This window comes from Xaviernesmea rhizosphaerae (genome assembly GCF_001938945.1).
GTDB classification, from domain to species: Bacteria; Pseudomonadota; Alphaproteobacteria; order Rhizobiales; family Rhizobiaceae; genus Xaviernesmea; species Xaviernesmea rhizosphaerae.
The window spans coordinates 246,499-272,226 of sequence record NZ_MKIO01000040.1 but is presented as its reverse complement, the minus strand read 5'-3'; the positions used below and the strand labels follow the sequence as shown (position 1 = coordinate 272,226).

Annotated in this window: 19 protein-coding genes and 1 pseudogene; 12 read left to right on the top strand and 8 right to left on the bottom strand. The window is 65.7% G+C overall.

Features of this window, described 5'->3' with window-relative positions:
- The first annotated feature begins 112 nt into the window (after positions 1-112).
- Positions 113-973, top strand: a complete 861-nt coding sequence (locus BJF92_RS20685) for a DMT family transporter (RefSeq protein WP_075636627.1) — start codon at positions 113-115, stop codon at positions 971-973.
- Positions 974-1,122: 149 nt separating this feature from the next.
- On the opposite strand, the gene ptsN is transcribed toward BJF92_RS20685, so the two are convergent.
- The 6 genes from ptsN to lptC form a co-directional block, all read right to left on the bottom strand.
- Positions 1,123-1,587, bottom strand: a complete 465-nt coding sequence (gene ptsN, locus BJF92_RS20680; RefSeq protein WP_075636626.1) for a PTS IIA-like nitrogen regulatory protein PtsN — start codon at positions 1,585-1,587, stop codon at positions 1,123-1,125.
- A gap of 192 nt (positions 1,588-1,779) precedes the next feature.
- Positions 1,780-2,355: a ribosome hibernation-promoting factor, HPF/YfiA family gene (gene hpf, locus BJF92_RS20675; protein ID WP_075636625.1), complete on the bottom strand. Its 576-nt coding sequence runs from the start codon at positions 2,353-2,355 to the stop codon at positions 1,780-1,782.
- Between the two features lie 351 nt (positions 2,356-2,706).
- Entirely contained in the window at positions 2,707-4,254 is a 1,548-nt protein-coding gene (gene rpoN / locus BJF92_RS20670) for an RNA polymerase factor sigma-54 (protein WP_075636624.1), read from the bottom strand.
- 371 nt (positions 4,255-4,625) lie between these two features.
- A complete protein-coding gene (gene lptB, locus BJF92_RS20665) occupies positions 4,626-5,387 on the bottom strand; it encodes an LPS export ABC transporter ATP-binding protein (protein WP_075636711.1) in 762 nt (253 codons plus the stop codon).
- A 288-nt stretch (positions 5,388-5,675) separates the two neighbouring features.
- The gene (locus tag BJF92_RS20660; protein WP_075636623.1) at positions 5,676-6,311 is read right to left on the bottom strand and encodes an LptA/OstA family protein; all 636 of its coding nucleotides are present in this window, start codon (positions 6,309-6,311) and stop codon (positions 5,676-5,678) included.
- A gap of 1 nt (position 6,312) precedes the next feature.
- Positions 6,313-6,981 carry an LPS export ABC transporter periplasmic protein LptC gene (gene lptC / locus BJF92_RS20655; protein ID WP_075636622.1) on the bottom strand — a complete coding sequence of 223 codons (669 nt, stop codon included), beginning with the start codon at positions 6,979-6,981 and terminating at the stop codon, positions 6,313-6,315.
- Positions 6,982-7,185: 204 nt separating this feature from the next.
- Here lptC and sppA point away from each other — a divergent pair, with 204 nt between their 5' ends.
- From sppA to BJF92_RS20640, 3 genes and pseudogenes are all read left to right on the top strand, one after another.
- Positions 7,186-8,136 (top strand): signal peptide peptidase SppA, encoded by a 951-nt coding sequence (gene sppA / locus BJF92_RS20650; protein ID WP_075636621.1) that lies wholly within the window; start codon positions 7,186-7,188, stop codon positions 8,134-8,136.
- Between the two features lie 195 nt (positions 8,137-8,331).
- Positions 8,332-8,667, top strand: coding sequence for an integration host factor subunit beta (locus BJF92_RS20645; protein WP_280938395.1), 336 nt, complete (start codon positions 8,332-8,334; stop codon positions 8,665-8,667).
- Positions 8,668-9,025: 358 nt separating this feature from the next.
- Positions 9,026-9,346: pseudogene (locus BJF92_RS20640) on the top strand (DUF1049 domain-containing protein); the annotation flags it as partial.
- Positions 9,347-9,492: 146 nt separating this feature from the next.
- Here BJF92_RS20640 and BJF92_RS20635 read toward each other — a convergent pair.
- Positions 9,493-9,960, bottom strand: coding sequence for an SRPBCC family protein (locus BJF92_RS20635; RefSeq protein WP_075636618.1), 468 nt, complete (start codon positions 9,958-9,960; stop codon positions 9,493-9,495).
- A gap of 303 nt (positions 9,961-10,263) precedes the next feature.
- On the opposite strand from BJF92_RS20635, the gene BJF92_RS20630 reads away from it, so the two are divergent.
- The 5 genes from BJF92_RS20630 to olsB all read left to right on the top strand — a co-directional run bounded on the left by BJF92_RS20630 (position 10,264) and on the right by olsB (position 15,944).
- Positions 10,264-11,538 carry a class I SAM-dependent rRNA methyltransferase gene (locus BJF92_RS20630; protein ID WP_075636617.1) on the top strand — a complete coding sequence of 425 codons (1,275 nt, stop codon included), beginning with the start codon at positions 10,264-10,266 and terminating at the stop codon, positions 11,536-11,538.
- Positions 11,528-12,388: a TrmH family RNA methyltransferase gene (locus BJF92_RS20625; protein ID WP_075636616.1), complete on the top strand. Its 861-nt coding sequence runs from the start codon at positions 11,528-11,530 to the stop codon at positions 12,386-12,388. Before BJF92_RS20630 ends, BJF92_RS20625 begins: the two co-directional genes overlap by 11 nt.
- Positions 12,385-12,903, top strand: coding sequence for a signal peptidase II (gene lspA / locus BJF92_RS20620; protein ID WP_075636615.1), 519 nt, complete (start codon positions 12,385-12,387; stop codon positions 12,901-12,903). Before BJF92_RS20625 ends, lspA begins: the two co-directional genes overlap by 4 nt.
- A 78-nt stretch (positions 12,904-12,981) precedes the next feature.
- Positions 12,982-14,784, top strand: coding sequence for a hybrid sensor histidine kinase/response regulator (locus BJF92_RS20615; RefSeq protein WP_075636614.1), 1,803 nt, complete (start codon positions 12,982-12,984; stop codon positions 14,782-14,784).
- 311 nt (positions 14,785-15,095) lie between these two features.
- Complete coding sequence (gene olsB, locus BJF92_RS20610) at positions 15,096-15,944, top strand: l-ornithine N(alpha)-acyltransferase (RefSeq protein ID WP_075636710.1); 849 nt, start codon at positions 15,096-15,098, stop codon at positions 15,942-15,944.
- A 142-nt stretch (positions 15,945-16,086) separates the two neighbouring features.
- Here the strand turns inward: olsB and BJF92_RS20605 are convergent, their stop codons facing one another.
- Positions 16,087-18,372 carry an NADP-dependent malic enzyme gene (locus BJF92_RS20605; RefSeq protein ID WP_075636613.1) on the bottom strand — a complete coding sequence of 762 codons (2,286 nt, stop codon included), beginning with the start codon at positions 18,370-18,372 and terminating at the stop codon, positions 16,087-16,089.
- A gap of 124 nt (positions 18,373-18,496) precedes the next feature.
- Between BJF92_RS20605 and mutS the strand changes: the two genes are divergently transcribed.
- From mutS to BJF92_RS20590, 3 genes are all read left to right on the top strand, one after another.
- A complete protein-coding gene (mutS, locus tag BJF92_RS20600) occupies positions 18,497-21,235 on the top strand; it encodes a DNA mismatch repair protein MutS (protein ID WP_075636612.1) in 2,739 nt (912 codons plus the stop codon).
- Positions 21,236-21,375: 140 nt separating this feature from the next.
- Positions 21,376-22,434: a helix-turn-helix domain-containing protein gene (locus tag BJF92_RS20595; protein ID WP_075636611.1), complete on the top strand. Its 1,059-nt coding sequence runs from the start codon at positions 21,376-21,378 to the stop codon at positions 22,432-22,434.
- Positions 22,435-22,712: 278 nt separating this feature from the next.
- Positions 22,713-25,556, top strand: a complete 2,844-nt coding sequence (locus tag BJF92_RS20590; RefSeq protein ID WP_078058301.1) for a [protein-PII] uridylyltransferase — start codon at positions 22,713-22,715, stop codon at positions 25,554-25,556.
- Positions 25,557-25,728: the final 172 nt, after the last annotated feature.

Genomic DNA, 25,728 nt, shown 5'->3' with positions numbered 1-25,728 from the left:
ACCTCCCACTGTAGGGGTGAATTAACCCATACGGTTTTTCGAGATTGTATGGGACTGTGCCTGTGTGTGCCAGGACCCGGCTGGTAGTTCTTCGTCTTGAAAGCGAGGTTTCATGCAGCGATCGATGGCAGGCTGGGGCAGTGGGCTCCTGGGTGTGATGATTTTCAGCGGTTCGCTGCCGGCGACGCGCGTGGCTGTGGTGGATTTCAATCCGATTTTTCTCACCTCGGCACGCGCCGCCATCGCGGCCATTCTCGGCGCGATCTTTCTCTTCCTGTTCAGGCAAAAGCGGCCGGCCAAGTCCGATCTCTCATCGCTCGCGATGATCGCCGCCGGCGTCGTCGTCGGTTTTCCTCTTTTGACGGCGCTGGCGCTGCAACAGATCACCGCTGCCCATTCCATTGTCTTTATCGGTCTTCTGCCGCTGTCGACGGCGATTTTCGGGGTCTTGCGCGGTGACGAGCGGCCAAAGCCTGCGTTCTGGCTGTTCTCACTTCTGGGCGCGGCCACGGTCGCGGGCTTCGCGCTGTCACGCGAGCAAGGCGGCGCGCTTGAGGGCGATCTTCTGATGATCGCTGCCATCCTGCTCTGTGGCCTCGGCTATGCGGAAGGGGCGGCTCTCTCGCGCCGGCTGGGCGGCTGGCAGGTGATTTCCTGGGCGCTGCTTCTATCGCTGCCGGTCATGACGGTGATCGCGCTCGCCAGCCTGCCGGCAAGCCTGCCGGTCTTGACCGCGCCCGCCTGGCTCGGTCTCGCTTATGTCTCGATCTTCAGCATGCTCGTTGGCTTCATCTTCTGGTATCGCGGCCTTGCACTTGGCGGAATTGCCGGCGTTGGGCAATTGCAATTGCTCCAGCCCTTTTTCGGCCTTTTGCTCGCCGCGATCTTCCTGCGTGAGCCAATCGCCTGGACGATGATTGCCTCGACGCTGATCGTGGTTCTTTGCGTTGCCGGGGCGAAGCGCTTCAGCTGAGCTCTGAAAATCCCGTCACGTGCTGACTGCGCCTCATGCGCCCGGCTGGAGAGCGGGGCGCATTGTCGCCGTTTGTGTCGCGCCGAAAGCCATGCATGTCACGACCGCTGGTCGGTCTCATCCGACCGAACGCCGATCAACAGCGAGCCTCAAGCCGCGTGCGACGTATGCGCCTCGCTCAAGAAAGCATAGATGGCGCTGGCGGAATCCGTGCCGCGCAGGCGCGAGACCATGTCAGGGTCGCGCAGCACCCGGGCGATGCGCGAGAGCGCCTTGAGGTGGTCGGCGCCGGCGCCTTCGGGGGCGAGCAGCAGGAAGACGAGATCGACCGGCTGGTCGTCCAGCGCCTCGAAATCGACGGGGGTTTCCAGCCGGGCGAACAGGCCGGTGATGGCGGGAAGCGGGGCGAGCTTGCCGTGGGGAATGGCGATGCCATTGCCGACGCCGGTCGAGCCCAGGCGTTCGCGCTGGAGAACGACGTCGAAAATCTCGCGTTCGTTCAGGCCGGTCAGCCTGGCCGCCTTGGCGGAAATTTCCTGAAGCAGCTGCTTCTTCGAATTGACCTTGAGTGCCGGGATGATCGCATCCTGTTCCAGCAGTCCTGCTAACGCCATTCGTCGTCCCCGTTGGCGCCTGCGCCGCCCAGTCCTTCTGGCGGGACCGGAGCGGCACGGGCTTTCGCCTGATAGAGAGGCTGCCCGCCGGCGGGCGGGCATCCCCTTGGATGATGTCGGCGACAGCCGCGCGCTTTGAACGCGCCGCACAGGAAGCGAAGCTTCGAGGCGAGGCAGCGTGCGGGTCTGTCGTCAGCTCTTGATCGCGGCCGCGTCGATCCAGCCGATATTGCCGTCGTTGCGGCGGTAGACGATGTTGATCTGCTCGTTTCCGGCATTGCGGAACATCACGAGCGGATCGTCCGTCATATCCAGCGCCATCACGGCATGGGCCACGGACATGGTCTTCACCTGCTTGGAGCTTTCGGCCACGATCGTGGGCGCGAAATCCTCCGCAATCTCCTCGTCCTCGTCGGGCACGGAGTCCATGATGCGGTAGGAGACCTCGGAGAAGGCCGCATGGCCATTGCCATTGTGGTGGTCCTTCAAACGCCGCTTGTAGCGGCGCATGCGCTTGGCGATCCGTTCCGCCGCGCCGTCGAAAGCGGCTTGGGGGTCATTGGCCTCGCCATTGGCCTGCAGGGTCGCCCCCGTATCGAGATGAACCTTGCAGTCCGCGCTGAACCCCGCACCGGACTTCGCCACGGTGACCTGGCTCGAATATCCTCCGTCGAAATATTTGGTGACGGCCTGAGCGATATGATCCTCGATCCGCGTCCGAAACGCATCGCCGACATCCATGTTTTTACCGGATACACGCACACTCATGGAGTTTCCTCTCTTTCATGATTTGCGTGACCAGTCTATTCCAACGCCGCTTTCGGGTGAAGCCATTCCCCATCGGCTGGACGCGGGATAACGCGTTTCTGTCCTGCCGCGAGCTTGTACCATGAAAACCCGGCGCCGGGCTTTCGTTGGGGCGCGGGTTAATGGATCATTTACGCGAAGTCAACCGTGCTGCCGCAACCAAGGATGCAGAAGACAGGCGTCTCATCCGCGCGGCTGAAGGCATGCGCGACAGGCGCTTTCGGTTTCAACTTATTGTTATCCTGCGGATTTTCGACGATCACCCACCTTGCGTTCCATTTTTCGAGGCTCTCGCCAGGATTGGGGAGGCGCTCAGGCGGAGATCTTGGCGAGCGCGCGCTTTTCCCGCCGGCGCTGGACGGAGGAGGGGATATCCATGGCCTCGCGATATTTCGCGACCGTTCGCCGGGCAATATCCACACCGGCCTTTTTCAGGATATCGACGATGTCGTCGTCCGAGAGCACGCTGTCGGCGCTTTCGGTCTGGATCAGCTGGCGGATCCGGTGGCGGATCGACTCGGCCGAATGCGCGTCGCCCCCCTCGGCCGAGCCGATCGAGACAGTGAAGAAATATTTCAGCTCGAACACGCCGCGCGGCGTCATCATATATTTGTTCGACGTGACGCGGCTCACCGTCGATTCATGCATCTTGATCGCCTCGGCGATCGCCTTGAGGTTCAATGGCTTGAGATGCTCCACCCCATGGGTGAGAAAGGCCGATTGCTGGCGGGTGATCTCGGTCGCCACCTTCAGGATGGTCTTGGCGCGCTGGTCCAGGCTGCGCGTCAGCCAGTTGGCGCTCTGCAGGCATTCCGAGAGGAAGGCCGGATCGTCGCCGGCGCCCGGCGCGTGGCGCGCCACCTTGGCATAATAGACATGGTTGACGAGCACGCGCGGCAGCGTCTCGGGATTGAGCTCCACCGCCCAGCCGCCATCGGCCGCCGGCCGCACGACGATATCGGGCACGATCGCCTCTGTCGGGGAGGTGTCGTAGCGGGTGCCGGGCTTGGGGTCGAGCGCGCGGATCTCCGCGAGCATGTCGAGAATGTCCTGCTCGTCCACGCCGCAGATCCGCTTCAGGCTGGCGAAATCGCGCCGAGCGAGCAGGTCGAGATGATCGACCAGCGCCTCCATGGCCGGGTCCAGCCGGTCGAGTGCGCGCAGCTGGATCTTCAGGCACTCGGCCAGCGAGCGGGCGAAGACCCCTGGCGGATCGAGCGTCTGCAGCCGGGCCAGGACCTTTTCCACCTCGCCTTGGCCGCAGCCCAGCCGCTCGGCCAGCGCCTCGGGCGTGGTCTGCAGATACCCGGCGGCGTCCACATGATCGATCAGGTGCAGGCCGATCAGCCGCTCGCGCTCGCCGCGCAGGCTGAGCGCCATCTGCTCGGTCAGCACGTCGCGCAGGGAACGGCGCTGGGCGACGAAATCGTCGAGATCATAGCCCTCCGCCCCGTCACCGTCGCTGCCGGGCATGGAGCGCCACTGGCCGAGAAGCTCCGGCGCATCGGCGCGGACAGGCGCGCCGTCATCGGGAAAGACATTGCTGAAATCGGCGTCGAGCTGGTCGCCCATGCCGGGGCCCAGATCCTGGCGGGTGCTGTCGAACACGTCGCCGAGCGGATCGAAAGCAGGGGCTTCCGGCGCGAAATCCTCCGCCGCCTCACTCTCGGCCATCCTGTCGCCGCCGCGCCCGACATCGGAGCCGGCCAGTTCGAGCAGCGGATTCTTCTCCAGCTCCTGCTCGATGAAATGCGTCAGCTCGAAATGGGTCATCTGCAGCAGCTGGATCGACTGCATCAGCTGCGGCGTCATGGCGAGCGTCTGGCTCTGACGCAGGAAAAGGCTGGCCGAAAGTGCCATGTGGACGCGAAACTCCCCTTCACCGTCCGAACCGGCGGGCTGTTTTTCAGCCATGCATCCGGTCTCAATCAGTTGGCCCAAAAATTGCTTATTCAGGAGGTTTGGTCAAGCGGCGGCGGGGAAGAATAGGTCTCTTGCGCGAAAATCCTGCCTGCTTTTGGGGCATGCGCCTGTGCAAAAGGCAACAAAGCGCGACGTCCAGCCTCATTAGGCGGGTCGGAGGCAGGGGCAGGAGCGGAAACCGGGCGGACATTCAGACTGCGCAAGCCTCGCGCAAGTTTTCGGCGAGGTCAAGTCGTCTGTGCGGCAGGACAAATATAAGCTTAACTGAGAAGATCGGCCGCGAAGATGCGCGGCCGCATGCGCATGGGTCAAAGACTGAAGTTGTCGCCGAGATACAGGCGTCGCACGTCGGGATTGGCGACGATGTCATTGGCGCGCCCATGAGTCAGCACTTCGCCGTCATGGATGATATAGGCGCGGTCGATCAGCCCCAGCGTCTCGCGGACATTATGGTCGGTGATCAGCACGCCGATGCCGCGCGAGGTGAGATGGCGCACAAGCGCCTGAATGTCGGCAACCGAGATCGGGTCGACACCGGCGAAGGGCTCGTCCAGCAGCATGAAGGTCGGGTCGGTGGCCAGAGCACGGGCGATTTCCAGCCGCCGGCGTTCGCCGCCCGACAGCGAGACCGCCGCCGCCTTGCGCAGATGGGCGATGTGGAACTCGTCCAGAAGATCGTTGAGCTTGGCTTCCTGCTTGGCGCTGTCCTTCTCGTGGAATTCGAGAACCGCGCGAATATTGTCCTCGACCGACAGGCCGCGGAAGATCGAGGCTTCCTGTGGCAGATAGCCGACGCCGAGGCGGGCGCGGCGATACATCGGCATGGAGGTCACGTCGTTGCCGTTGATCTCGATCGCGCCTTCATCGACCGGCACAAGCCCTGTGATCATGTAGAAGCAGGTGGTCTTGCCCGCCCCGTTCGGGCCGAGCAGGCCCACGGCCTCGCCGCGCCGCACCACCAGCGACACCCCGCGCACCACACGGCGCGCATTGTAGGACTTGGTGATGTTGCGGGCGATCAGCGTGCCGTCGAAACGGGCGCGGTCGCCCTCCTCGCCCTCGATGACGATCGCGCGCGGTTGCGCGGCGGGCTCGGATTTACGGGGCGAATCTTTGAGGAAGGAGAAGAGTGACAAGGGTTCCGTCTCGAACTGTGGTCATCCGCCGAGGCCGGGCAATCGCCCTCGCGCTGCAGCCTGCAGGACCGGTCCATATCGTCGATCGCCGGTCATGAAAACCGATGGCCTGTTGTGGCGATCGGCTCGATCACGCCGGCATGCTGGCGCGCCATCCGGCGCTGCGCAATCGATCGCGGCCACTCGGCCGCCATTCGATTGCGCAAGCGCGCTTCGGCAGGCTTAATTGGTCGTGCGTTGCGGTTGCTGCTGCTGTTGCTGCGATTTCGGGTCGAGCTGGATGCGCACCCGGCCGCCACAGGCCTGCAGCCGGGCCTCGCCGGTGTTCATGGCCACGTCGAGCTGGCAGCCGGTAAAGACGTTTGCGCCTTCCGACAGTACGACTTCCTTGCCCTTGAGAACGAGCGTCTGCGCGTCCATCTGGAAGACGCCGCTGTCGGCTGTTGCCTGCTGTGTGCCGGAGGAGATGAACACCTTCTTGTCTACCTCGATATGGTCGATCTGGGCATTGCCGCCGGTGAGCGAGCCGCCGGGCGTGTTCTTGGCGCCGCTGCCGCTGGCCGGCTTGTAATAGACCACCATGGTGCCGGCCTGCAGCGTGGTCGCACCCTGCACCACCTTCACATTGCCGGTAAAGATCGCCTTGCTCTCGGCGTCTTTCACCTCCAGCTGATCGCTCTCGATCTGGATCGGCTGGTCGTTGGACAGCTTCATGCCCGTCATCCGGCTCGATCCGCCGGAAGGTGCCGCGCCCTGCGCCAGGGCCGCTGCGGCCAAGGTCAGGGACAGGCCCGCGGCGAGCGCCGTTCTGGCGGCGAAGGAAGCAGTGCGCAAGGTGACCGACATGGAAACGGAAATCCTAATTTAAGGTCTTACGAAGTGCGCTCGGGTCCACCACGACCTTCACATCGCCCTCGAAAATGATGTTGTGACCTTTATCGGTCATGTCGAGCTTTTTCGCAACAATCGAACCACCGTTCAGGCGCACGGCAATCGGCTTGTCACTGCGCATTTCCCCGGCATTGATGTCGAGATAGGCGGAGTTAAACTCTGCCAGCAGGCCATTGTTCATGGAGACGGTAAACGGAGCGTTCATATCCAGCGTGTTCTTGCCGCGGTCATAGATGCCGCTCTTGGCATTGACGGTGGCAATCGTCGTATCGTTGACGGGCATTTCCGCCTGGATGTTCTCCAGCGTGATCTGGTCGGGATTGGCGATATCCTGCAGGGCGCGCTGGGCCTTCATCGAATAGCTGATGTTCTGCGGATTGCGGCCGGAGATGGCCGGGCTCTGCATGACGATCTTGCCATCCTCGATCGTTGCGCTCTCGATGTTGAGATGCTCGGGCAGGAAGGTGTGCGCCACGGAAACCACCAGGAAGACGGCGGCGATGACGAGGGCTGCGATCGGCAGGACGATCTTCAGCCGGCGCACGCGCTGGGAGTGGCGCACGGCACGCCGATAGGCATCGGCGACAGGAGCGCTGGTCTGCGCCAGGGCGCCGTCGAATTGCACGTCATTGACCATGAAAAAGAAGTTCCGTGTTCTGGCGGCCCCCAACGGCCGCTCCCGGTAAGCCAGGAGCCCGCCGTCTGGACGGCTGGAATATGGAGATTTTTCGACCGCTCGACAATGGAAGGCTCGAAAATCTTGCGATCCGGTGTAAATGGCAGCACACAAGTGTCGGCCGTCGGCAGAAACTGACCAGCCGGACGAGCGATGAGGGGCACCATGGACGATTCCAATCTGGCCGGGCAGCGCCGCATGCGCCGGAAACTCACCTTCTGGCGCGTCGCTTTCGTCGTCCTCATCATCGCCGGGGCCGGTCTCGTCTGGATTGCCGGGCGCTCCGGCCAGGCAGCCGGTCCGGCCGCGCCGCATATCGCCCGCATCGCCATCACCGGCCTGATCCAGGACGATCGCGAACTTCTCGACCGGATCGACCGCATCGGCCGCACCGATGCGGCCAAGGGTCTGATCGTCACCATCAGCTCGCCCGGGGGTACCGCGTTTGGCGGCGAGGCGATCTACAAGGCGATCCGCAAGGTGGCGGCCAAGAAGCCTGTCGTCAGCGATATCCGCACGCTCGCCGCTTCGGCCGGGTACATGATCGCTCTGGCGGGCGACCATATCGTCGCCGGCGACACCTCGATCACCGGCTCCGTCGGCGTCATCTTTCAATATCCGCAGATCCAGCCGCTGCTCGAAAAGCTCGGCGTCTCGCTGGAGGAGATCAAGTCCACGCCGCTCAAGGCCGAGCCCACGCCCTTCCATCCGCCGAGTGCGGAGGCGCGCGCCGTGATCCAGGCGATGATCGACGACAGCTATGCCTGGTTCGTCGATCTCGTCGCCGACCGGCGCAAGATGCCGCGGGAGGAGGCGCTGAAGGTGGGCGACGGGCGGATCATGACCGGGCGTCAGGCGCTCTCGGCCAAGCTGATCGACGAGCTCGGCGGCGACGAGGCGGTCAAGGCCTATTTCAAGAGCCGCAATGTCGATCCCACGCTGACGATCGTCGATTGGGAGGCGCCGAGCAAGGGCTTCCTCGGCCTCGGCGCCACGGCCACGGCGCGCGCAGCGCTGGAGGCGCTTCTGCCGGGTCTTTCCGGCCTTGAAAGCGTGGCGCGGGAGAAGTTGTTTCTTGACGGTCTGGTTTCCGTTTGGCAGTTTGACCCCCGCTGAGGCAAGGTGCCGATAGCAGGGCTTTCGCCAATGCGTTGAACGACTTGCAGGCAATGGTCGGCTATAAGCGACAGGCTGGCATGCCTGCACGCGGGCAGCCGGAAGACAGGCGGGTGGCGGCATGGGCCGTCGCACGCAGGCGCTAGAAGCCGAAGGCCGCGACCGCAGCGATGCGGCAGGCCGCAATCGATAGCCATATCGGAACAAGGGGCGACCATGATCAAGTCGGAACTGGTGCAGATCGTCGCAGCGCGCAATCCGCATCTGTACCATCGCGACGTCGAGAACATCGTCAATGCCGTCCTCGACGAGATCACCGATGCCCTGGCAGCCGGCAATCGCGTGGAACTGCGCGGCTTCGGCGCCTTCTCGGTCAAGAACCGCCCCTCGCGCTCGGGTCGCAATCCGCGCACCGGCGATTCGGTCTTCGTCGAGGAGAAGTGGGTGCCCTTCTTCAAGACGGGCAAGGAGCTGCGCGAGCGGCTGAACCCCGGCAATGCCGATGCGGTCGAAGACGAAGACGAGGATTGATCCTCGCGCCGGGATGTCCGGGCTCGTCCGTCGATAGGCCGATGGGGCGCGCAAAGCCGGGCCACTGTCGTTTTTGAAGATTTTCCGACCTGCTCGTGCCGCGCGTCTCACTCTTGCCGCGCGCGGCGAAGCCTTGGTTTCGTCGTCGTTGCCGCCTCTGATGGGATCGCAAGATGCGATCGCAGGGCAAAAGCTGGAGAAGCGCCGGATCTGGGCTGGACGCCGCTTGCGAAAAGCCTAATTTGACCGTCATGCCGAGGTGGAAGGGCCGGGTGATCATCCGCGGGCCGGTTCCGCATCAGGCTCTTGGCGCTGGCTGCGGCGCCAAGGAAATGGGATTGTTCAGGAGATCGTCAACGTGCTGAGACGCATCGTCAATATCGTGGTGTTCGTGCCGCTCGCCATCCTGCTGATCGTGCTGTCGGTCGCCAATCGGCATGAGGTGCGCCTGGCGCTCAATCCGTTCGATCCCTCCGACCAGACCCTGTCGGTCTCGGGCCCGCTCTTCGCCTTCCTGTTCCTCGCCGTCATCGTCGGCATCCTGATCGGTGGCGCCGTCATGTGGATGGAGCAGGGCAAGCATCGCCGCCGCTCGCGCCTTGAGGCGCGCGAGGCGATCAAGTGGCAGACGCTGGCCGAAAAGCGCGCCGTCGTGGCCCAGCAGGCAAACCCGGCACCGGCGCCTCGCGCGACCAATGGAAACGCCCCCGCACTGGCGCCTTCCGCACCGCAGGCCGCTCTGCCGTCGTCCTCCTCGCATTAGGTTTCGCGCCGAAAACGGCGGCCGGCTTTCGGCTGGTCCGATGCTCAGGAGGGGCGGCTGCGTCAGCCTTCGGCCATCCTGCGCCGGGCCGCGGCGGTGAAGTCCGCGAAGAAGCGCCGGGCGATCCGGTCCGCGCTGGATTGGGCGAGCGAGGCGCCCAGCTCGGCAAGCTTGCCGCCAAGCGCTGCGTGAATCCGGTAGGTCAGCTGCGTCTCGGCCTGCGCATCGCCGCCGCTTTCCTGGAGATCGACATCCGCCGACCCCTTGGCAAAGCCGGCAAGCCCGCCATGGCCCTGCGCATCGATCTTGTAGCCTTCGGGCGGGCGCAGCTCTGACAGGGTGATGGTGCCGCCGAAGGTCATGGGGATGAAGGCGATCTTTACCCTGACACGGGCGTCGAGCGTCGTATCCGAGGTCCAGGCCAGGGTTTCGCAGCCCGGAATGCAGGATTTCAGCACGGCCGGATCGTTGAGCGCCGCCCAGACGGCATCGCGCGGCAGAGGGATCCGCTCTTCGCCCGACAGTTCCATAGCCTCTCCTTCATTGGCTCTGCAGGCGGCATGGCGCCGCCCGGAAGGGCAGATATCGTGCAGCCTCGGCGGAAAGACAATGCGTTTCCGGCTGCCGCCCGACGAGGCTTCGGCCCGCCGGCCATTCGCGTTTGCCAATCCCGCTCGCCAGTTCCGATCGCAGGGGGGACATCAGACGCTCGACCCCGCCGGCGGGAAGGGCCGGAGCTTTGCCATTTCCCCCGGGTGATGCTATGTCGCCCCATCGACAAGAAGGCCGTATCCGCACCGCGATCGACGGCAGACAGAAAGACGACGCCAGCCGTGAAGGACAGGACGAAGCGCGACGGCAAGGGTCGCGACGCGAAAAGCCGCAATGGGCAAAGCGCGAGTGCGAAGGGTCCCGGCAGCAGAGGCGCGGGCGACAAACCCGCCGGCAGCAAAGGCCGCTCGGACGCGCCTGCCGCGCTGCGCGGCCCCGGCAAAGCCTTCTCGCCCTCCCTAAGCGAACCCAAGGTCCCGAAGCCTGCGCGCGGGCCGCGCCCCGACGCGCCGATCGCCGCGGAGGCCAAGGGCCGGCCGGAGCAGGGCCATGCCCCCGAGACGCGGGAGGCCATGCCCCCGCTGCCGCCGCGCCGCCTGTGGACGGGCGACAAGCCTGCCGAGCGCGTGCCGGTGATCCTCGAAACAGTTGCTGATGGCAATGGGGAAGGGGCCGGCTATCATCTGATCGACAGCGGCGACGGGCTGAAGCTCGAGCAATATGGCCCCTATCGCATCGTGCGTCCCGAGGCCCAGGCGCTCTGGCCCAAGGGGCTGGACGAGGCGGTCTGGGCGCGGGCCGATGCGGTTTTCACCGGCGATACCGACGAGGACGGCATGGGCCGCTGGCGCTTTCTCGATGCGCCGCTTGGCGAGACCTGGCCGATGCGCCTGCTCGACACGGATTTCCTCGGCCGTTTTACCGCCTTCCGCCATGTCGGCGTCTTTCCCGAGCAGCTGGCGCATTGGCGCTGGGTCAAGGACCAGGTGGAGGCGGCGAAGACCAGGCGGGCGAGGCCCGTGCGCGTGCTCAACCTGTTCGGCTATACCGGTGTCGCCTCGCTGATCGCGGCAAAAGCCGGCGCCGAGGTCACCCATGTCGATGCCTCGAAGAAGGCGATCGGCTGGGCGCGGGAGAACCAGGCGCTCGGCCGGGCCGAGGAGCTGCCGATCCGCTGGATCTGCGACGATGCGATGAAGTTCATCCAGCGCGAGGAGCGGCGCGGCTCGGGCTATGACATCATCCTCACCGACCCGCCGAAATTCGGCCGGGGACCCAATGGCGAGGTCTGGCAGCTGTTCGATCATCTGCCGGGCATGCTCGACCTCTGCCGCGCCATCCTCTCGCCCGAGGCGATCGGCCTGGTGCTGACGGCCTATTCGATCCGGGCAAGCTTCTATTCGATCCACGAACTGATGCGCGAGACCATGCGCGGCGCCGGCGGGCGGGTCGAATCGGGCGAGCTCATTCTGCGCGAGGCAGGCCTTGCCGGCGACGAGCCGGGCCGCGCTCTGTCCACTTCTCTCTTCAGCCGATGGATTGCCCATGACGAATGAACGCGCCGGGGAGGGCCCGGGACGGGTCGGCCAGGTGAAGGAAATCACCAGCCTCTCCAACCCGATCATCAAGGACATCAAGGCGCTGGCGCTGAAGAAGACGCGCGACGAGACCGGAAGCTTCATGGCCGAAGGGCTGAAGCTGGTGATCGACGCGCTGGCGCTCGGCTGGACCATCCGCACCCTGGTTTACTCCAAGGAAGCCAAGGGCAAGCCGCAGGTGGAGGACGTCGCCGTCCGCACCGTGGCCAAGGGCGGTCTGGTGCTGGAGGTCAGCGCCAAGGTGATCGGCGCCATCACCCGGCGCGACAATCCGCAGATGGTCGTCGGCATTTTCGAGCAGAAGCTTACTAAGCTCGACAGCCTGCGGCCGACACTGGGCGAGACCTATGTCGCGCTCGACCGGGTGCGCGATCCCGGCAATCTCGGCACGATCATCCGCACGGCGGATGCCGCCGGCGCCTCCGGCGTGATCCTGATCGGCGAGACCACCGATCCCTTCTCGCTGGAGACCGTGCGCGCCACCATGGGCTCGGTCTTCGCGGTGCCGGTGATCCGCGCCAGCCAGGCGGATTTCCTCGCCTGGCGCCGCAAGGCCGACGTCTCGATCGTCGCCACGCATCTGGCCGGTGCGGTGGACTACCGCACCATCGACTATAAGAAGAAGCCCGTCGTGCTGTTGATGGGCAATGAGCAGCAGGGCATTCCCGACGAGCTGGCCAAGGCGGCCGATGCGCTGGCGCGCATTCCCCAGGCCGGGCGGGCCGACAGTCTCAACCTGGCGATCGCCACCGGCGTCATGCTGTTCGAGGCGCGCCGCCATCTCCTCAGCCTGGAGGCGCGCGGATGACGGCGGACGGCAAGCCCACGCTCTTCTCCCGCCCGCTCCCGATCGCGCTCTTCATTCTGGTGGCTCTGGTGCTCGACCAGGCGATCAAATGGGCGGTCGACCAATATCTGCCCTTCGAGCAGGCGGTGCATGTCATGCCGATGCTCGCGCTCTATCGCACGCATAATTACGGCGTGGCCTTCTCCATGCTGTCAGAAATGGAAGGCTGGTTCATCGTCGGCATGCGGCTTTTCGTCGTCGCCTTCGTGCTCTGGCTGTGGCGGCGCACACCGAAGGATCGGTTCTTCGCCCATCTCGGCTATGCCATGATCATCGCCGGCGCGATCGGCAATCTGATCGACCGTTTCCTGCATGGCTATGTCATCGACTATGTGCTGTTCTATACGGCCACCTGGTCCTTCGCCGTCTTCAATCTGGCGGACAGCTTCATCACGCTGGGCGCCGGCGCGATCGTGATCGACGAGATCCTCCATGCCCGGCGGGTCAAGGCTGCGAAGGCACAGACGGGCGATTGACGGTTGCGGAGGCGGCATCGCCTGCCGCCGGCTGGGCTTGGAAGGGAAATCGAAAGGCTGCTCTGTTATGCAGTCCTTATGAACGCCTCAGCCCTTTCCCTGATCGGACGGTTGCGCCGGGCCGCGCGCGCGGCACGGGCCGGCTGGCGCGGCGCGCTCGACGCGGCCGCGGGCCCCGGCGCGCTTGCCGCGGGCCAGAAGGCGGAGGACAAGGAGGGGGCGTGCGAGCCGTCCTATCCTGCGCAGGATGCGCCGATGAGCGCGCGGCTGGTGGCCACCGTCGCCCATGAACTGCGCACCCCGCTTGCCGGCATTCTCGGCATGGGGCAATTGCTCTCGGAAACACCGCTCAATGCGGAGCAGCGCAACTACCTCACCCAGATGCGCGACAGCGGCGCGGCGCTCTCCCGGCTGGTGGATGATCTGCTCGATCTCTCCTCGCTGGCCGCCGGGCGCTTCGAGCTCACGGCCGTGCCGACGGAAATCCGGGTGCTGGTGGAGCAGGTGGTGGAGATGCTCGCCTATCGCGCCCATGCCAAGAGCATCGAGGTGGCCTCCACCGTGGATGCATCGGTGCCCGAACATCTCCTGCTCGATGGCGCAAGGCTGCGCCAGATCCTCTTCAATCTCGTCGGCAATGCGGTGAAATTCACCTGGCACGGCGGCGTGCTGGTTTCTGTTTCTTATGAGGACGGGGCGCTGGCGATCGCCGTGCGCGACAGCGGCCCCGGCATGAGCGATGGCGAACAGGCGCGTCTGTTCAAGGCCTTCGAGCGCGGCGAGGCGGGCCGCCAGACGCTCGACAGCTCGGGCCTCGGTCTTTCCATCGCCTGGCGCATCGTTGCGGCCTTCGGCGGCACGCTCGACGTGACGAGCCGGCTGGGAGAGGGCAGCACCTTCCTCCTCAAGCTCCCCTGCCGTCCCGAGGGGGACGCCACGTCGCAGCGCGACCGGGCGAGGCTCCTCGTGCCGTCGCGCGTCTTGGTGCTGGCGCCCGAAGGTCCGGCGCGCGAGGCGCTGCTCGCCACCATCGCCACGCTCGGCGGCCTGTGCCGGTCCGCCACACGACAGGACGAGGCGGTCGCGGCCTGGCATGCGCTGGAGGAGGGGGGCACGGTCACCGACATCATCGTCGATCATCGCGTGGCGGCCGTCTTCCATGAGCTTCTCGTATCCTTTCCGGCGCTCGGACGGGTGGAAACGCGGCGCACCTATCTGGTCAATCCGGAGGAGCGGATCGTGCGACCGCTGAACCGCCGCGACGGCTATCGCAGCTGGCTCGTCCGTCCCTTGCGCGAACGATCGCTGATCGAAGTGCTGAGCGGGCGGATGCAGGGCATCGAGGTGCGTGACGCGATCAACGACAACCAGCCGGTCTTCCGCGCCGCGGCACCCTCTTCTGTCGGCCCGTCTTCCCTTGGCCGCTCTCCTGATGGTCAGGGGCCCGCGACCATGTCACCGCCGGTCGCCAATCAGGACAGACCGGCCGGCATTCTCGTGGCCGAGGACGATGCCGTTCAGGGCATGCTGCTGTCGGCCATGCTGCGGCGCGCCGGCCACCGCGTTCATCTCGTCACCGATGCGCCATCGCTTCTGGCGGCGCTGCTGCCGGGCGACGGCCTGCCCGTGCGCCCGGTTCTGGTGCTGACCGATCTCAACATGCCGGGCGGGCGCGGCGTCGAGCTCATCCGCGCCATCCGCGCCCGGGCCCTGACCCCGGACGGGCGGCCGCTGCCGCTCGTGGTGCAGACGGCCGACAGCGACGCCGCCGTTCTGGCGCAACTCGAGGCGGAGGGCGTCTCTGCCGTTCTGGCAAAGCCGGCTAATGCCGACGCCCTCGCGCTGCTGCTGGAGAGATTGCTGGACAGGCCGGACCGTTGATAGCGTCAGGTTCGCAATAGTCCTGTTCCGGCTCACGGCCCGCATCGCAAGCTCCGCCAGGAAGTCCAGCCTGTTCAGTCAGATGGCGGTTGGGCCGCTCTGGGAGCCTGTCCTGTCTCGCCCTGTCTTGCCGATGTCGTCATGCTTTTGTCGCCAAACCGTGATTTAAGCCGGCAAAGGCAGCGGGGGCTGTTTGGCGACGTCTCGAAGGCGTGCTGAAGGACCAGAACGGCAGACAAAGGGGACAGATCATGAGCGATGCAATGATGATGGCAAGACCTGCGGCTGCCGAAGGCCTGGCAAAGGTGGACATGCTCTCGGCTCTGACGCCGACCAAGCATCTGGCCGATGCCGATCTTCTCGGCCGCATCGGCACGCTCGAAACCCGGATTGCCCGCAATGCCGCCGAGGTCGATGCGGCCCAGGCCGTGCGCTATCAGGTCTTCGTCGAGGAGATGCATGCCGGCGTGGCCAGCGACCATGCTGCGCGCCGCCGCGACGTGGACTCCTGGGACGATGTCTGCGACCATCTTCTGGTGCTTGACCGCGCGATCGAGGGCGACACGACCGACCAGATCGTCGGCACCTACCGCCTGCTGCGCCAGGATGTCGCCGAGCGCGGCGCCGGCTTCTACAGTCAGAGCGAATTCGACGTCAACACGCTGATCGCCCGCCATCCGGGCAAGCGTTTCATGGAGCTCGGCCGCTCCTGCGTGCTGCCAGCCTACCGCACCAAGCGCACGCTGGAACTGCTCTGGCAGGGCAACTGGGCCTATGCGCTCAAGCACCGCATCGACGTGATGTTCGGCTGCGCCTCCTTCCACGGCACCGATCCGGCAAGCCATGCGCTGGCGCTGTCCTTCCTCCATCATCACCTGACCGCGCAGGGGGAATGGGAAGCCCATGCCCTGCCGGCGCTGGCCGCGTCGATGAACCTGATGCCGCTCGACGCGATCGACACCCGCAAGGCGCTCTCCGCCATGCCGCCGCTGATCAAGGGCTATATCCGCCTCGGCGCCAAAGTCGGCCATGAGGCCGTCGTCGATCACGCCTTCGGCTCGACCGACGTTCTGATCGTCCTGCCGATCGAAAGCATTTCCGGGCGCTACCTGTCCTATTACGGCGCCGACGCCAATCGTTTCGGCGCGCAGGAATCCTGAATGCTGTGATTGCTTTGCCGGCTTAGGATCCGCATGCGTCGGATCGCCGGTCTGGCGTCATGAACACGCCCGGTGATATAAACAGGCCAAGTCACATGAATGGGCAAGGGGCGGGTGCCAGGCATCCGCCCCTCTTTTGTTTCTAGCTCGTGGCCTTGTAGGCGGCGAGCGCGGCCATGTTGACGATGTCGGATTCGCGCGCCGCCATGCTGACGATCTGCACCGGCTTGTCGAAACCGACCAGCAGCGGGCCGATCACGGTGGCGCCGCCGAGCTGCTCCAGCATCTTCGTCGTGATCGAGGCCGAGTGGATCGCCGGCATGACCAGGACATTGGCGGGGCTGGAGAGACGGCAGAAGGGATATTGCGCCATCACCTCTTCGCTCAGCGCGACATCTGCGCCCATCTCGCCATCATATTCAAAGTCGATTCGCTTGCCGTCGAGGATCTTCACCGCCTCGCGCACGCGCTGCGACCGCTCGCCCGAGGGATGGCCGAAGGTGGAATAGGCGAGGAAGGCGACGCGCGGGACATAGCCGAGCTTGCGGGCAAGCCCTGCGGCCTCGATGGCGATCTCCGCAAGCTCCTCCGCCGAGGGCATGTCATGCACGGCCGTGTCGGCCACCATCACGGTGCGGCCACGGCACAGCGCCAGCGAAACGCCGATGACGCGGTGGCCGGGCTTCTTGTCGAGGCAGCGGCTGACATCGTCGAGCGCGGTGGCATAGTTGCGGGTGATCCCCGTGACCATGCCGTCGGCATCGCCGAGCGCCACCATGCAGGCGGCGAAGTGGTTGCGGTCGTGGTTGATCAGGCGCTGGGCATCGCGGAAGAGGAAGCCCTGGCGCTGCAGGCGGGCATAGAGATAGTCCGTATAGGCCGCCGTGCGGGTGGAGATGCGGGCGTTCACCAGCTGGATGCCGGGGCGGTCGAGGTCGATTCCCTCGCGCTCGGCCGTTTCCAGCATCCGGTCCTCGCGGCCGAGCAGAAGCGCGGTGCCGAAGCCCTGATTGGCATAGGAGATCGCCGCGCGCATGACCTGGGCTTCCTCGCCCTCGGCAAAGACGATGCGCTGCGGATGGCGGCGCACCCGCTCGTGGATCGTGGCGAAGGTGGCGGCGATCGGGTCGCGCCGGGCCGAAAGCTGGCGGGCATAATGGTCGAGATCGGCGATCGGCCGGCGGGCCACGCCGCTGTCCATGGCCGCCTTGGCCACGGCAACCGGGATCGACGAGATCAGCCGGGGGTCGAACGGTACGGGGATGATATAGTTCGCGCCGAAGCGGGGGCGGTTGCCCTGATAAGCGGCGGCGACATCATCCGGCACGTCGGTGCGGGCAAGGTCTGCCAGCGCCTGGGCGGCGGCGATCTTCATCGCCTCATTGATGGTGGTGGCGCGCACATCGAGCGCACCGCGGAACATATAGGGGAAGCACAGAACGTTGTTGACCTGGTTGGGATAGTCGGAACGCCCGGTGGCCACGATCGCATCGTCGCGAATGGCCGAGACTTCCTCCGGCGTGATTTCCGGATCGGGATTGGCCATGGCGAAGATGATCGGGCGCGGGGCCATGGAGCGGATCATCTCGGGCGAAAACGCGCCCTTGGCCGAAAGGCCCAGCACTACATCGGCGCCGTCCATCGCTTCGGCCAGCGTGCGCCGCTCGGTCGGCACCGCATGGGCCGACTTCCACTGGTTCATGCCCTCGGTGCGGCCCTGATAGATCACGCCCTTGGTGTCGCAGAGAATGACATTCTCCGAGGCAAAGCCCATGGCCTTGATCAGCTCGATGCAGGCGATCGCCGCAGCACCCGCGCCATTGCAGACGAGGCGGGTGGTCTTCAGGTCGCGCCCGGTCAGCGACAGCGCGTTGATCAGGCCGGCGGCGGCGATGATGGCGGTGCCGTGCTGGTCGTCATGGAACACCGGAATGTCCATGATCTCGCGCAGCTTCTGCTCGATGATGAAACAGTCGGGCGCCTTGATGTCTTCCAGATTGATCCCGCCGAAGGAGGGGCCGAGGAAGCGCACGCAATTGATGAATTCGTCGACATTCTCGGTATCGACCTCGAGGTCGATGGAATCGACGTCGGCGAAGCGCTTGAACAGCACCGACTTGCCTTCCATCACCGGCTTGGAGGCGAGCGCGCCCAGATTGCCGAGACCGAGGATCGCCGTGCCGTTGGAGATGACGGCCACCATGTTGCCGCGCGCGGTATAGTCATAGGCCGTCGCCGGATCGGCAGCGATCGCCTTGACCGGAACCGCGACGCCCGGCGAATAGGCCAGCGAGAGATCGCGCTGCGTGGCCATCGGCTTGGTCGGGGTGATTTCCAGCTTGCCCGGGCGGCCGCGCGCGTGAAAATCCAGCGCTTCCTGGTCGGTGATCCCGGTGGGCTTGCGGCCGACCGATTCCTTCATCTCCATGGTCTTCTCCAGCTGCTTCTTCTGTGGGCGGCACGTGGGCGGACGTTCTTTCCGGTTGTCTTCTATAAACAGCGATGGGTACTGTGCCACCAGTTTTTTACCTTGGAACAGCTTTTCCTTGAATATGCAGCTCAATCCGCAGTCCGACGTTCTCTCCGATGCCCGGCTCATCTCCGATGACAGCCGTGCCTCGGCCACGCCGATGATGGAGCAGTATATCGAGATCAAGGCGGCCAATCCCGGCTCGCTTTTGTTCTACCGGATGGGCGACTTTTACGAGCTGTTCTTCCAGGACGCGCTGGAGGCGTCGCGCGCGCTCGGGATCACGCTGACCCGGCGCGGCCAGCATCTGGGCCAGGACATTCCCATGTGCGGCGTGCCGATCCATGCGGCCGACGATTATCTGCAGAAGCTGATCGCGCTCGGCTACCGCGTCGCCGTCTGCGAGCAGATCGAGGATCCGGCCGAGGCGAAGAAGCGCGGCGCGAAATCGGTGGTCAAGCGCGATGTGGTCCGGCTCGTCACCCCCGGCACCATCACCGAGGACAAGCTGCTCTCGCCAGGTGACGCCAATTACCTGATGGCGCTGGCCCGCATCCGCGCCGGTGATGAGCCGGCTTTCGCGCTCGCCTGGATTGATATTTCCACCGGCGTCTTCCGCGTGGCGGAAACCACGCAGACCCGGCTCCTGGCCGATATCCTGCGCATCGATCCGCGCGAGCTGATCCTCGCCGACAGCCTGTTCGAGGATGCCGAGCTGCGCCCGTCGATCGATCCGCTCGGTCGGGTGGCGGTGCCGCAGCCGGCCGTGCTGTTCGACAGCGCGACGGCGGCCGAGCGGCTGGCGCGCTATTTCTCCGTCGCCACCATGGATGGCTTCGGCACCTATTCCCGCGCCGAGCTGGCCGCCGCCGCTGCCGCTGTCGCCTATGTCGAAAAGACCCAGCTGGCCGAGCGCCCGGCGCTCTCCGTGCCCGAGCGGGAAGCCGGCGCAGCCACGCTGTTCATCGATCCGGCGACCCGCGCCAATCTCGAAATCGCCCGCACGCTTTCCGGCGAGCGCGCAGGCTCCCTGCTCAAGGCGATCGACCGCACGGTGACGGGCGGCGGCGCCCGGCTGCTGGCCGAACGGCTGATGTCGCCCCTGACCGATCCCGAGGCGATCCGCGCCCGGCTGGACTCCGTCTCGACGCTCATCGATGCGCCGCGTCTGGTCACCGATCTGCGCGCGGCGCTGCGCCAGGTGCCGGACATGCCGCGCGCGCTGTCGCGTCTGGCGCTCGGCCGAGGCGGCCCGCGCGATCTCGGCGCCATCCTCGCCGGTCTCTCGGCGGCAAGGGCCGTCGGTGCGGCGCTTGCCGGGGCCGATCTGCCGCAGGAGCTTCATGCGGCCCGCGCAGTGCTTGATGCCTTGCCCGAAGCGCTCGGCACCCGCCTCGCCGCCATGCTGGCCGACGACCTGCCGTTGTTGAAGCGCGACGGCAATTTCCTGCGCGAGGGGGCGGATGGCGAACTGGACGAGGTCCGCGCGCTGCGCGACCAGTCGCGCCGGGTGATCGCCGGGCTGCAGCTCGACTATTGCGAGGAGACCGGCGTCAAATCGCTGAAGATCAAGCACAACAACATGCTCGGCTATTTCATCGAGGTGGCGGCACCCCAGGCGGGACCGCTCACCGAGGGGCCGGAGGCCAAGGCCCGCTTCATCCACCGCCAGACCATGGCCAATGCCATGCGCTTCACCACAACGGCGCTGTCGGATCTGGAAACCAAGATCGCCAATGCCGCCGACCGGGCGCTTGCCATCGAGCTTGCCGCTTTTGATGCGCTGTCGGCCGACGTGCTGGCGGAAGGCGAAGCGATCAAGGCGGCGGCGGCCGCGCTTGCCGTCATCGACGTGTCCTCGGCCCTCGCCGTCCTGGCCGAGGAACAGGCCTATTGCCGGCCCGTGGTCGACCGGTCGCTGCAGTTCAACATCGTCGGTGGCCGCCATCCCGTGGTCGAGCAGGTGCTCCGGCGCGGCAGCGGCCCGGCCTTCGTCGCCAATGATTGCGATCTCTCCGCAAAGCCAAAGGCCGGCGGCGATGGCGAGGGCCATGGCGCAATCTGGCTTCTGACCGGCCCGAACATGGGCGGCAAGTCGACCTTCCTGCGCCAGAACGCGCTGATCGCCATTCTCGCGCAGATGGGTTCCTTCGTGCCGGCGGGGCAGGCGCATATCGGCGTGGTCGACCGGCTCTTCTCCCGCGTCGGCGCCTCGGACGATCTGGCGCGCGGGCGCTCCACCTTCATGGTCGAGATGGTCGAGACCGCCGCCATTCTCAACCAGGCGACCGAGCGGTCGCTCGTGATTCTGGACGAAATCGGCCGGGGCACCGCGACCTTCGACGGGCTGTCGATCGCCTGGGCGGCGGTGGAGCATCTGCACGAGGTCAACCGCTGCCGCGGCCTGTTCGCCACCCATTTCCATGAGCTGACGGTGCTCTCGGAAAAGCTCGCCCGCCTGTCCAACGTCACCATGCGGGTGAAGGAGTGGGACGGCGAGGTGATCTTCCTGCACGAGGTGGGTCCTGGTGCGGCCGACCGGTCCTATGGCATTCAGGTCGCCAAGCTCGCCGGCCTGCCGCCCTCGGTCGTCACCAGGGCGCGCGATGTGCTGAACAAGCTCGAGGATGCCGATCGCAAGAACCCGGCCAGCCAGCTGATCGACGACCTGCCGCTGTTCCAGGTGGCGCTGCGCCGCGAGGAGAGCCGGCGCGCCGAGCCCTCCAAGGTCGAGACGGCGCTGAAGGCGCTGAACCCCGACGACATGACCCCGCGCGAAGCGCTCGACGCGCTCTATGCGCTGAAGCGTCAGATGGGCTGACAGCTGACGGGCAGTAGCCGGATTTGCGGACCCGGCAACGCTGGCAGCGACAGTCCTTGAAATGATATGACAGACAGGGACCCTCTGCCGTTTCGTCCCCTTCCTTTCGACCGCGATCATGGTAAAGGCCGTGCCGGAACATGATCGAGGTCGTGCGCGTGCTCTCCATTCCCCTGCCATTCCTCGCCGGCCTCGTCATCGCGCTGACGCTGCATGCCAATCTCAAGGGCGTCTCGGCGCCCGGACCGCGCTGGGTCTTCACCGCCTTTCTCATCTTCTATGCTCTGCAGGGGCTCATCGTCGGCCTGCGCTTCGGCTATGGCGTGGAGGCGCTGGCGCCGGTGCAGCCGGTGACGGCGGCGGCCATGCCGCCGCTCGCCGCGCTCGCCTTCCTGATGCTGGCGGACCGCCCGCCGCAAAGGCTCTGGCTGCATGCGCTGCCACCGGTGCTGGCCGGGCTCGGCGTCCTGCTCTTTCCCCCTGCCGTCGATATTGTGCTCTTCGCCACGTTCGTCACCTACGGGCTGGCGCTCTGGCGGGTGGCGCGCGGTGGCGAGGCGGCTGCGGCCGAGGCGGAAATCTCGCGCATGCTGCCAATCCTGCGCACGGCGCGGCTGACCGCCGTGCTGATGCTCTATTTCGCGCTGACCGATGCCATGCTGTCGATCTACACGCTGTTTGCCGGACGCGCGGTCGTGCCGATGGCTGTGGGGCTGATGAATATCGGGGCGATCGTGCTGGCGCTGCTGTCCTATCTGGCGCCGGTCGCCGTCGCGCCCTCCGCCCGTTCCGACGCTGGTCTGGCGCCCGACGCGACGCCTGCTACTGTCGCCACACCGGCAGAGGCGGCAGAGGATGCCGCGTTGCTGCGCCAGATCAATGCCGCGCTCGATGCCACGTTCCGCGACGAGGCCCTGACACTCGCCCGGCTGGCGCGCAAGGCCGGCCTGCCGGCGCGCACGGTGTCGGCCGTCATCAACCGCGCGACCGGCTATAATCTCTCGCAATTCGTCAACAACCGCCGCGTGGCCGAGGTCTGCCGCCTGATCGAGACGGAGGACCGGCCCCTGACCGCTCTGATGCTGGAGGCAGGCTTTTCCACCAAATCGAACTTCAATCGCGAATTTCGCCGTGTCACGGGGCTCTCCCCGTCGCAATATCGTGCGAAGATGCGCAGGAGCGCTGCCGCGCGCGCTTGACCGCGAGGCGCAGCGCGAACATATCGTCCCCATATCATCGGCCGGCCCCGTGGCTTCGGGTCATGATTTGGTCACCAGCTTCGCCGATGGGGCAGAGGCTGACGGGACTTGAAATCTGTTGGCAAGGCATTGGGCGTTATAAGCCCTGAGAAGCCGGGATCGATGCGGCCCGCGATCGATCGGAGAGGGCGCCGCTCAAGCGACGCCATGGACGGGCGAAAGGTTGGATCAGCATGTCAAAGCCGCGGCAGGCCATGGCGCCCGAACGCATCGAGCAGATGGCGACGGACCGGGAGGCGACCCTGCCGGAAGGGCTGATCGATCTTGCCGCGCTGAAATCCAGGGTCGAGTTCATCGCCTCCGTCCATGCCGATCAGCCGGACCAGCGCCGCCAGGCGCTGATGGCGCTGTTGAAGGAGGCCAATCTCAAGGGGCGCGAGGTCGCCCGCCGCATGCTGATGGAGGATGGCAGCGGGCTTGCCTGTGCAGCCCGCATCTCGCGGCTGCAGGACGAGCTGATCACCGTCCTTCATGATTTCGCGCTCGCCCATGTGTTCAACGGTCTGGCAACACCGGCGGCGCAGCGCATCGCCGTGGCGGCCGTCGGCGGCTATGGCCGCGGCACGCTGGCGCCGGGCTCGGATATCGATCTGCTCTTCCTGCTGCCGGCGCAGAAGGCCGCCTGGAGCGAGCCGGCGATCGAATTCATTCTCTACGCGCTTTGGGATCTCGGCTTCAAGGTCGGTCATGCCACCCGCACCATCGAGCAGTGCATCACGCTGTCTCGCGAGGACATGACCATCCGGACCGCCATTCTGGAGGCGCGCTGCATCTGCGGCAACCGGCCGCTCGCCGCCGATCTGGAACAGCGTTTCGACCATGAGGTCATCCGCAACACCGGCCCCGACTTCATCGCCGCCAAGCTGGCCGAGCGCGACCAGCGCCATCAGAAGGCCGGCGACACGCGCTATTTGGTGGAGCCCAACGTCAAGGAGGGCAAGGGAGGCCTGCGCGACCTGCACACGCTCTTCTGGATCGCCAAATATTACTACCGCGTGCGTGACGCCGCCGATCTGATCAAGCTCGGGGTTCTCTCGCGACAGGAATACAATCTCTTCCTGAAGTCGGACGATTTTCTCTGGGCGGTGCGCTGCCACATGCACTTCCTGACCGGCAAGGCGGAGGAGCGGCTGGCCTTCGACATCCAGCCGCAGATCGCCGAAAGCTTCGGCTATCAGGCCCATCCGGGCCTGACCGCGGTCGAGCGCTTCATGAAGCACTATTTCCACGTGGCCAAGAATGTCGGCGATCTCACGCGCATCTTCTGCGCCGCGCTGGAAGACCAGCAGGCCAAGGAACTGCCGGGCTTTGCCGCCACGCTGGCGCGCTTCCGGCGGCGCACCCGCAAGATCCCCGGCTCGCTCGAATTCGTCGACGATGGCGGCCGCATCGCGCTCGCCAGCCCGGACGTCTTCCGCCGCGATCCGGTCAATCTGATCCGCTTCTTCCACATCGCCGATGTCAACGGGCTGGAATTCCATCCCGCCGCGCTGAAGCAGATCACCCGCTCGCTGGGGCTGATCACGCCCTCTTTGCGCGAAAACGAGGAGGCCAACCGCCTTTTCGTGTCGATGCTCACCTCCAAGCGCGATCCCGGCCTGATTCTCAGGCGCATGAACGAGGCGGGCGTGCTGGGCCGCTTCATCCCGGATTTCGGCCGCATCGTCTCGATGATGCAGTTCAACATGTACCATCATTATACGGTGGACGAGCACCTCCTGCGCGCGCTCGACACGCTGGCGCGCATCGACCAGGGCAAGGACAAGGACATCCATCCGCTCGCCGTCGAGCTGATGCCCCATGTCGAGGACCGCACCGCGCTGTTCGTCGCCGTACTGATCCATGACGTGGCCAAGGGCCGGCCGGAGGATCATTCCGCCGCAGGCGCCCGGGTCGCGCGGCGGCTTTGCCCGCGCTTCGGCCTGACGCCGAAGCAGACGGAACTGGTCGCCTGGCTGATCGAGGAACATCTGACCATGTCGATGGTGGCGCAGACGCGCGATCTCAACGACCGCAAGACCATCGTCGATTTCGCCGAGCGCGTGCAGTCGCTCGAGCGGCTGAAGATGCTGCTGGTGCTGACAGTCTGCGACATTCGCGCGGTGGGCCCGGGCGTGTGGAACGGCTGGAAGGGCCAGCTTCTGCGCACACTCTATTACGAGACCGAGCTGCTGCTCTCCGGCGGCTTCTCCGAAACGCCGCGCAAGGAGCGCGCCGCCCATGCCGCGCGCCGCCTGGAACAGGCGCTGACGGATTGGGATCCGGCCGCGCGCTCGGCCTATGTTGCCATGCACTACCAGCCCTACCTGCTCTCGGTGGCGCTGGAGGACCAGCTGCGCCACGCCCGCTTCATCCGCGAGGCAGACATCGACGGGCGGGCGCTGGCGACCATGGTGCGCACCCATGAATTCCATGCGATCACCGAGATCACCGTGCTGGCGCCAGACCATCCGCGCCTGCTGGCGATCATCGCCGGCGCCTGTGCGGCCGCCGGCGCCAACATCGTCGACGCCCAGATCTTCACCACGGCCGAGGGCCGGGCGCTGGATACGATCCTCGTCACGCGCGAATTCCCCGTGGAGGCCGACGAGTTGCGCCGCGCCGCCAATATCGGCAAGCTGATCGAGGAGGTTCTGGCGGGCCGCAAGCGCCTGCCGGAGGTGATCGCCAGCCGCACCAAGGGACGGCGCCGCAACAAGACCTTCACGCTTGCCCCTTCCGTCACTCTGTCCAACACCCTTTCCAACAAGTTCACCGTGATCGAGGTGGAATGCCTCGACCGCACCGGCCTGCTCTCGGAAGTCACCGCGACGCTCGCCGATCTCTCGCTCGACATCACCTCGGCCCACATCACCACCTTCGGCGAGAAGGTGATCGACACCTTCTATGTCACCGATCTCGTCGGCCAGAAGGTCACCAACGAGAACCGCCAGGCCCATATCGCCCAGCATCTGCGCACGATTCTGGCGGGTGAGACGGACGAGGCCCGCGCGCGCCTGCCCTCCGGCATCACTCCGCCGCAGCCGGCCACACGGGTGGCCGCGCGCAAGGCGAAGGCCTGACGGAGGCCGAGCCGGTGTCCGCTTTTGCGGGCCTGTTCGTGACGGGCCTGTAAACCGGGAGCCGGATTTCCCTTTCGGGCGGGAGGCTTGAAGGTCCGCAGCGCGCTGCCGGATGGATGCCCGCTTTGCGCAAATCCTGTTTTGCCTGGAGTGTCACCACAAAACCGCTGCA

Bases quoted from the DNA above. Each gene is read 5' to 3' on its own strand.
- BJF92_RS20685 (WP_075636627.1), top strand. From the start codon at position 113: ATGCAGCGATCGATGGCAGGCTGGGGCAGTGGGCTCCTGGGTGTGATG.
- ptsN (WP_075636626.1), bottom strand. From the start codon at position 1,587: ATGGCGTTAGCAGGACTGCTGGAACAGGATGCGATCATCCCGGCACTC.
- hpf (WP_075636625.1), bottom strand. From the start codon at position 2,355: ATGAGTGTGCGTGTATCCGGTAAAAACATGGATGTCGGCGATGCGTTT.
- rpoN (WP_075636624.1), bottom strand. From the start codon at position 4,254: ATGGCACTTTCGGCCAGCCTTTTCCTGCGTCAGAGCCAGACGCTCGCC.
- lptC (WP_075636622.1), bottom strand. From the start codon at position 6,981: ATGGTCAATGACGTGCAATTCGACGGCGCCCTGGCGCAGACCAGCGCT.
- sppA (WP_075636621.1), top strand. From the start codon at position 7,186: ATGGACGATTCCAATCTGGCCGGGCAGCGCCGCATGCGCCGGAAACTC.
- BJF92_RS20635 (WP_075636618.1), bottom strand. From the start codon at position 9,960: ATGGAACTGTCGGGCGAAGAGCGGATCCCTCTGCCGCGCGATGCCGTC.
- BJF92_RS20625 (WP_075636616.1), top strand. From the start codon at position 11,528: ATGACGAATGAACGCGCCGGGGAGGGCCCGGGACGGGTCGGCCAGGTG.
- lspA (WP_075636615.1), top strand. From the start codon at position 12,385: ATGACGGCGGACGGCAAGCCCACGCTCTTCTCCCGCCCGCTCCCGATC.
- BJF92_RS20615 (WP_075636614.1), top strand. From the start codon at position 12,982: ATGAACGCCTCAGCCCTTTCCCTGATCGGACGGTTGCGCCGGGCCGCG.
- olsB (WP_075636710.1), top strand. From the start codon at position 15,096: ATGCTCTCGGCTCTGACGCCGACCAAGCATCTGGCCGATGCCGATCTT.
- BJF92_RS20605 (WP_075636613.1), bottom strand. From the start codon at position 18,372: ATGGAGATGAAGGAATCGGTCGGCCGCAAGCCCACCGGGATCACCGAC.
- mutS (WP_075636612.1), top strand. From the start codon at position 18,497: ATGCAGCTCAATCCGCAGTCCGACGTTCTCTCCGATGCCCGGCTCATC.
- BJF92_RS20595 (WP_075636611.1), top strand. From the start codon at position 21,376: ATGATCGAGGTCGTGCGCGTGCTCTCCATTCCCCTGCCATTCCTCGCC.
- BJF92_RS20590 (WP_078058301.1), top strand. From the start codon at position 22,713: ATGGCGACGGACCGGGAGGCGACCCTGCCGGAAGGGCTGATCGATCTT.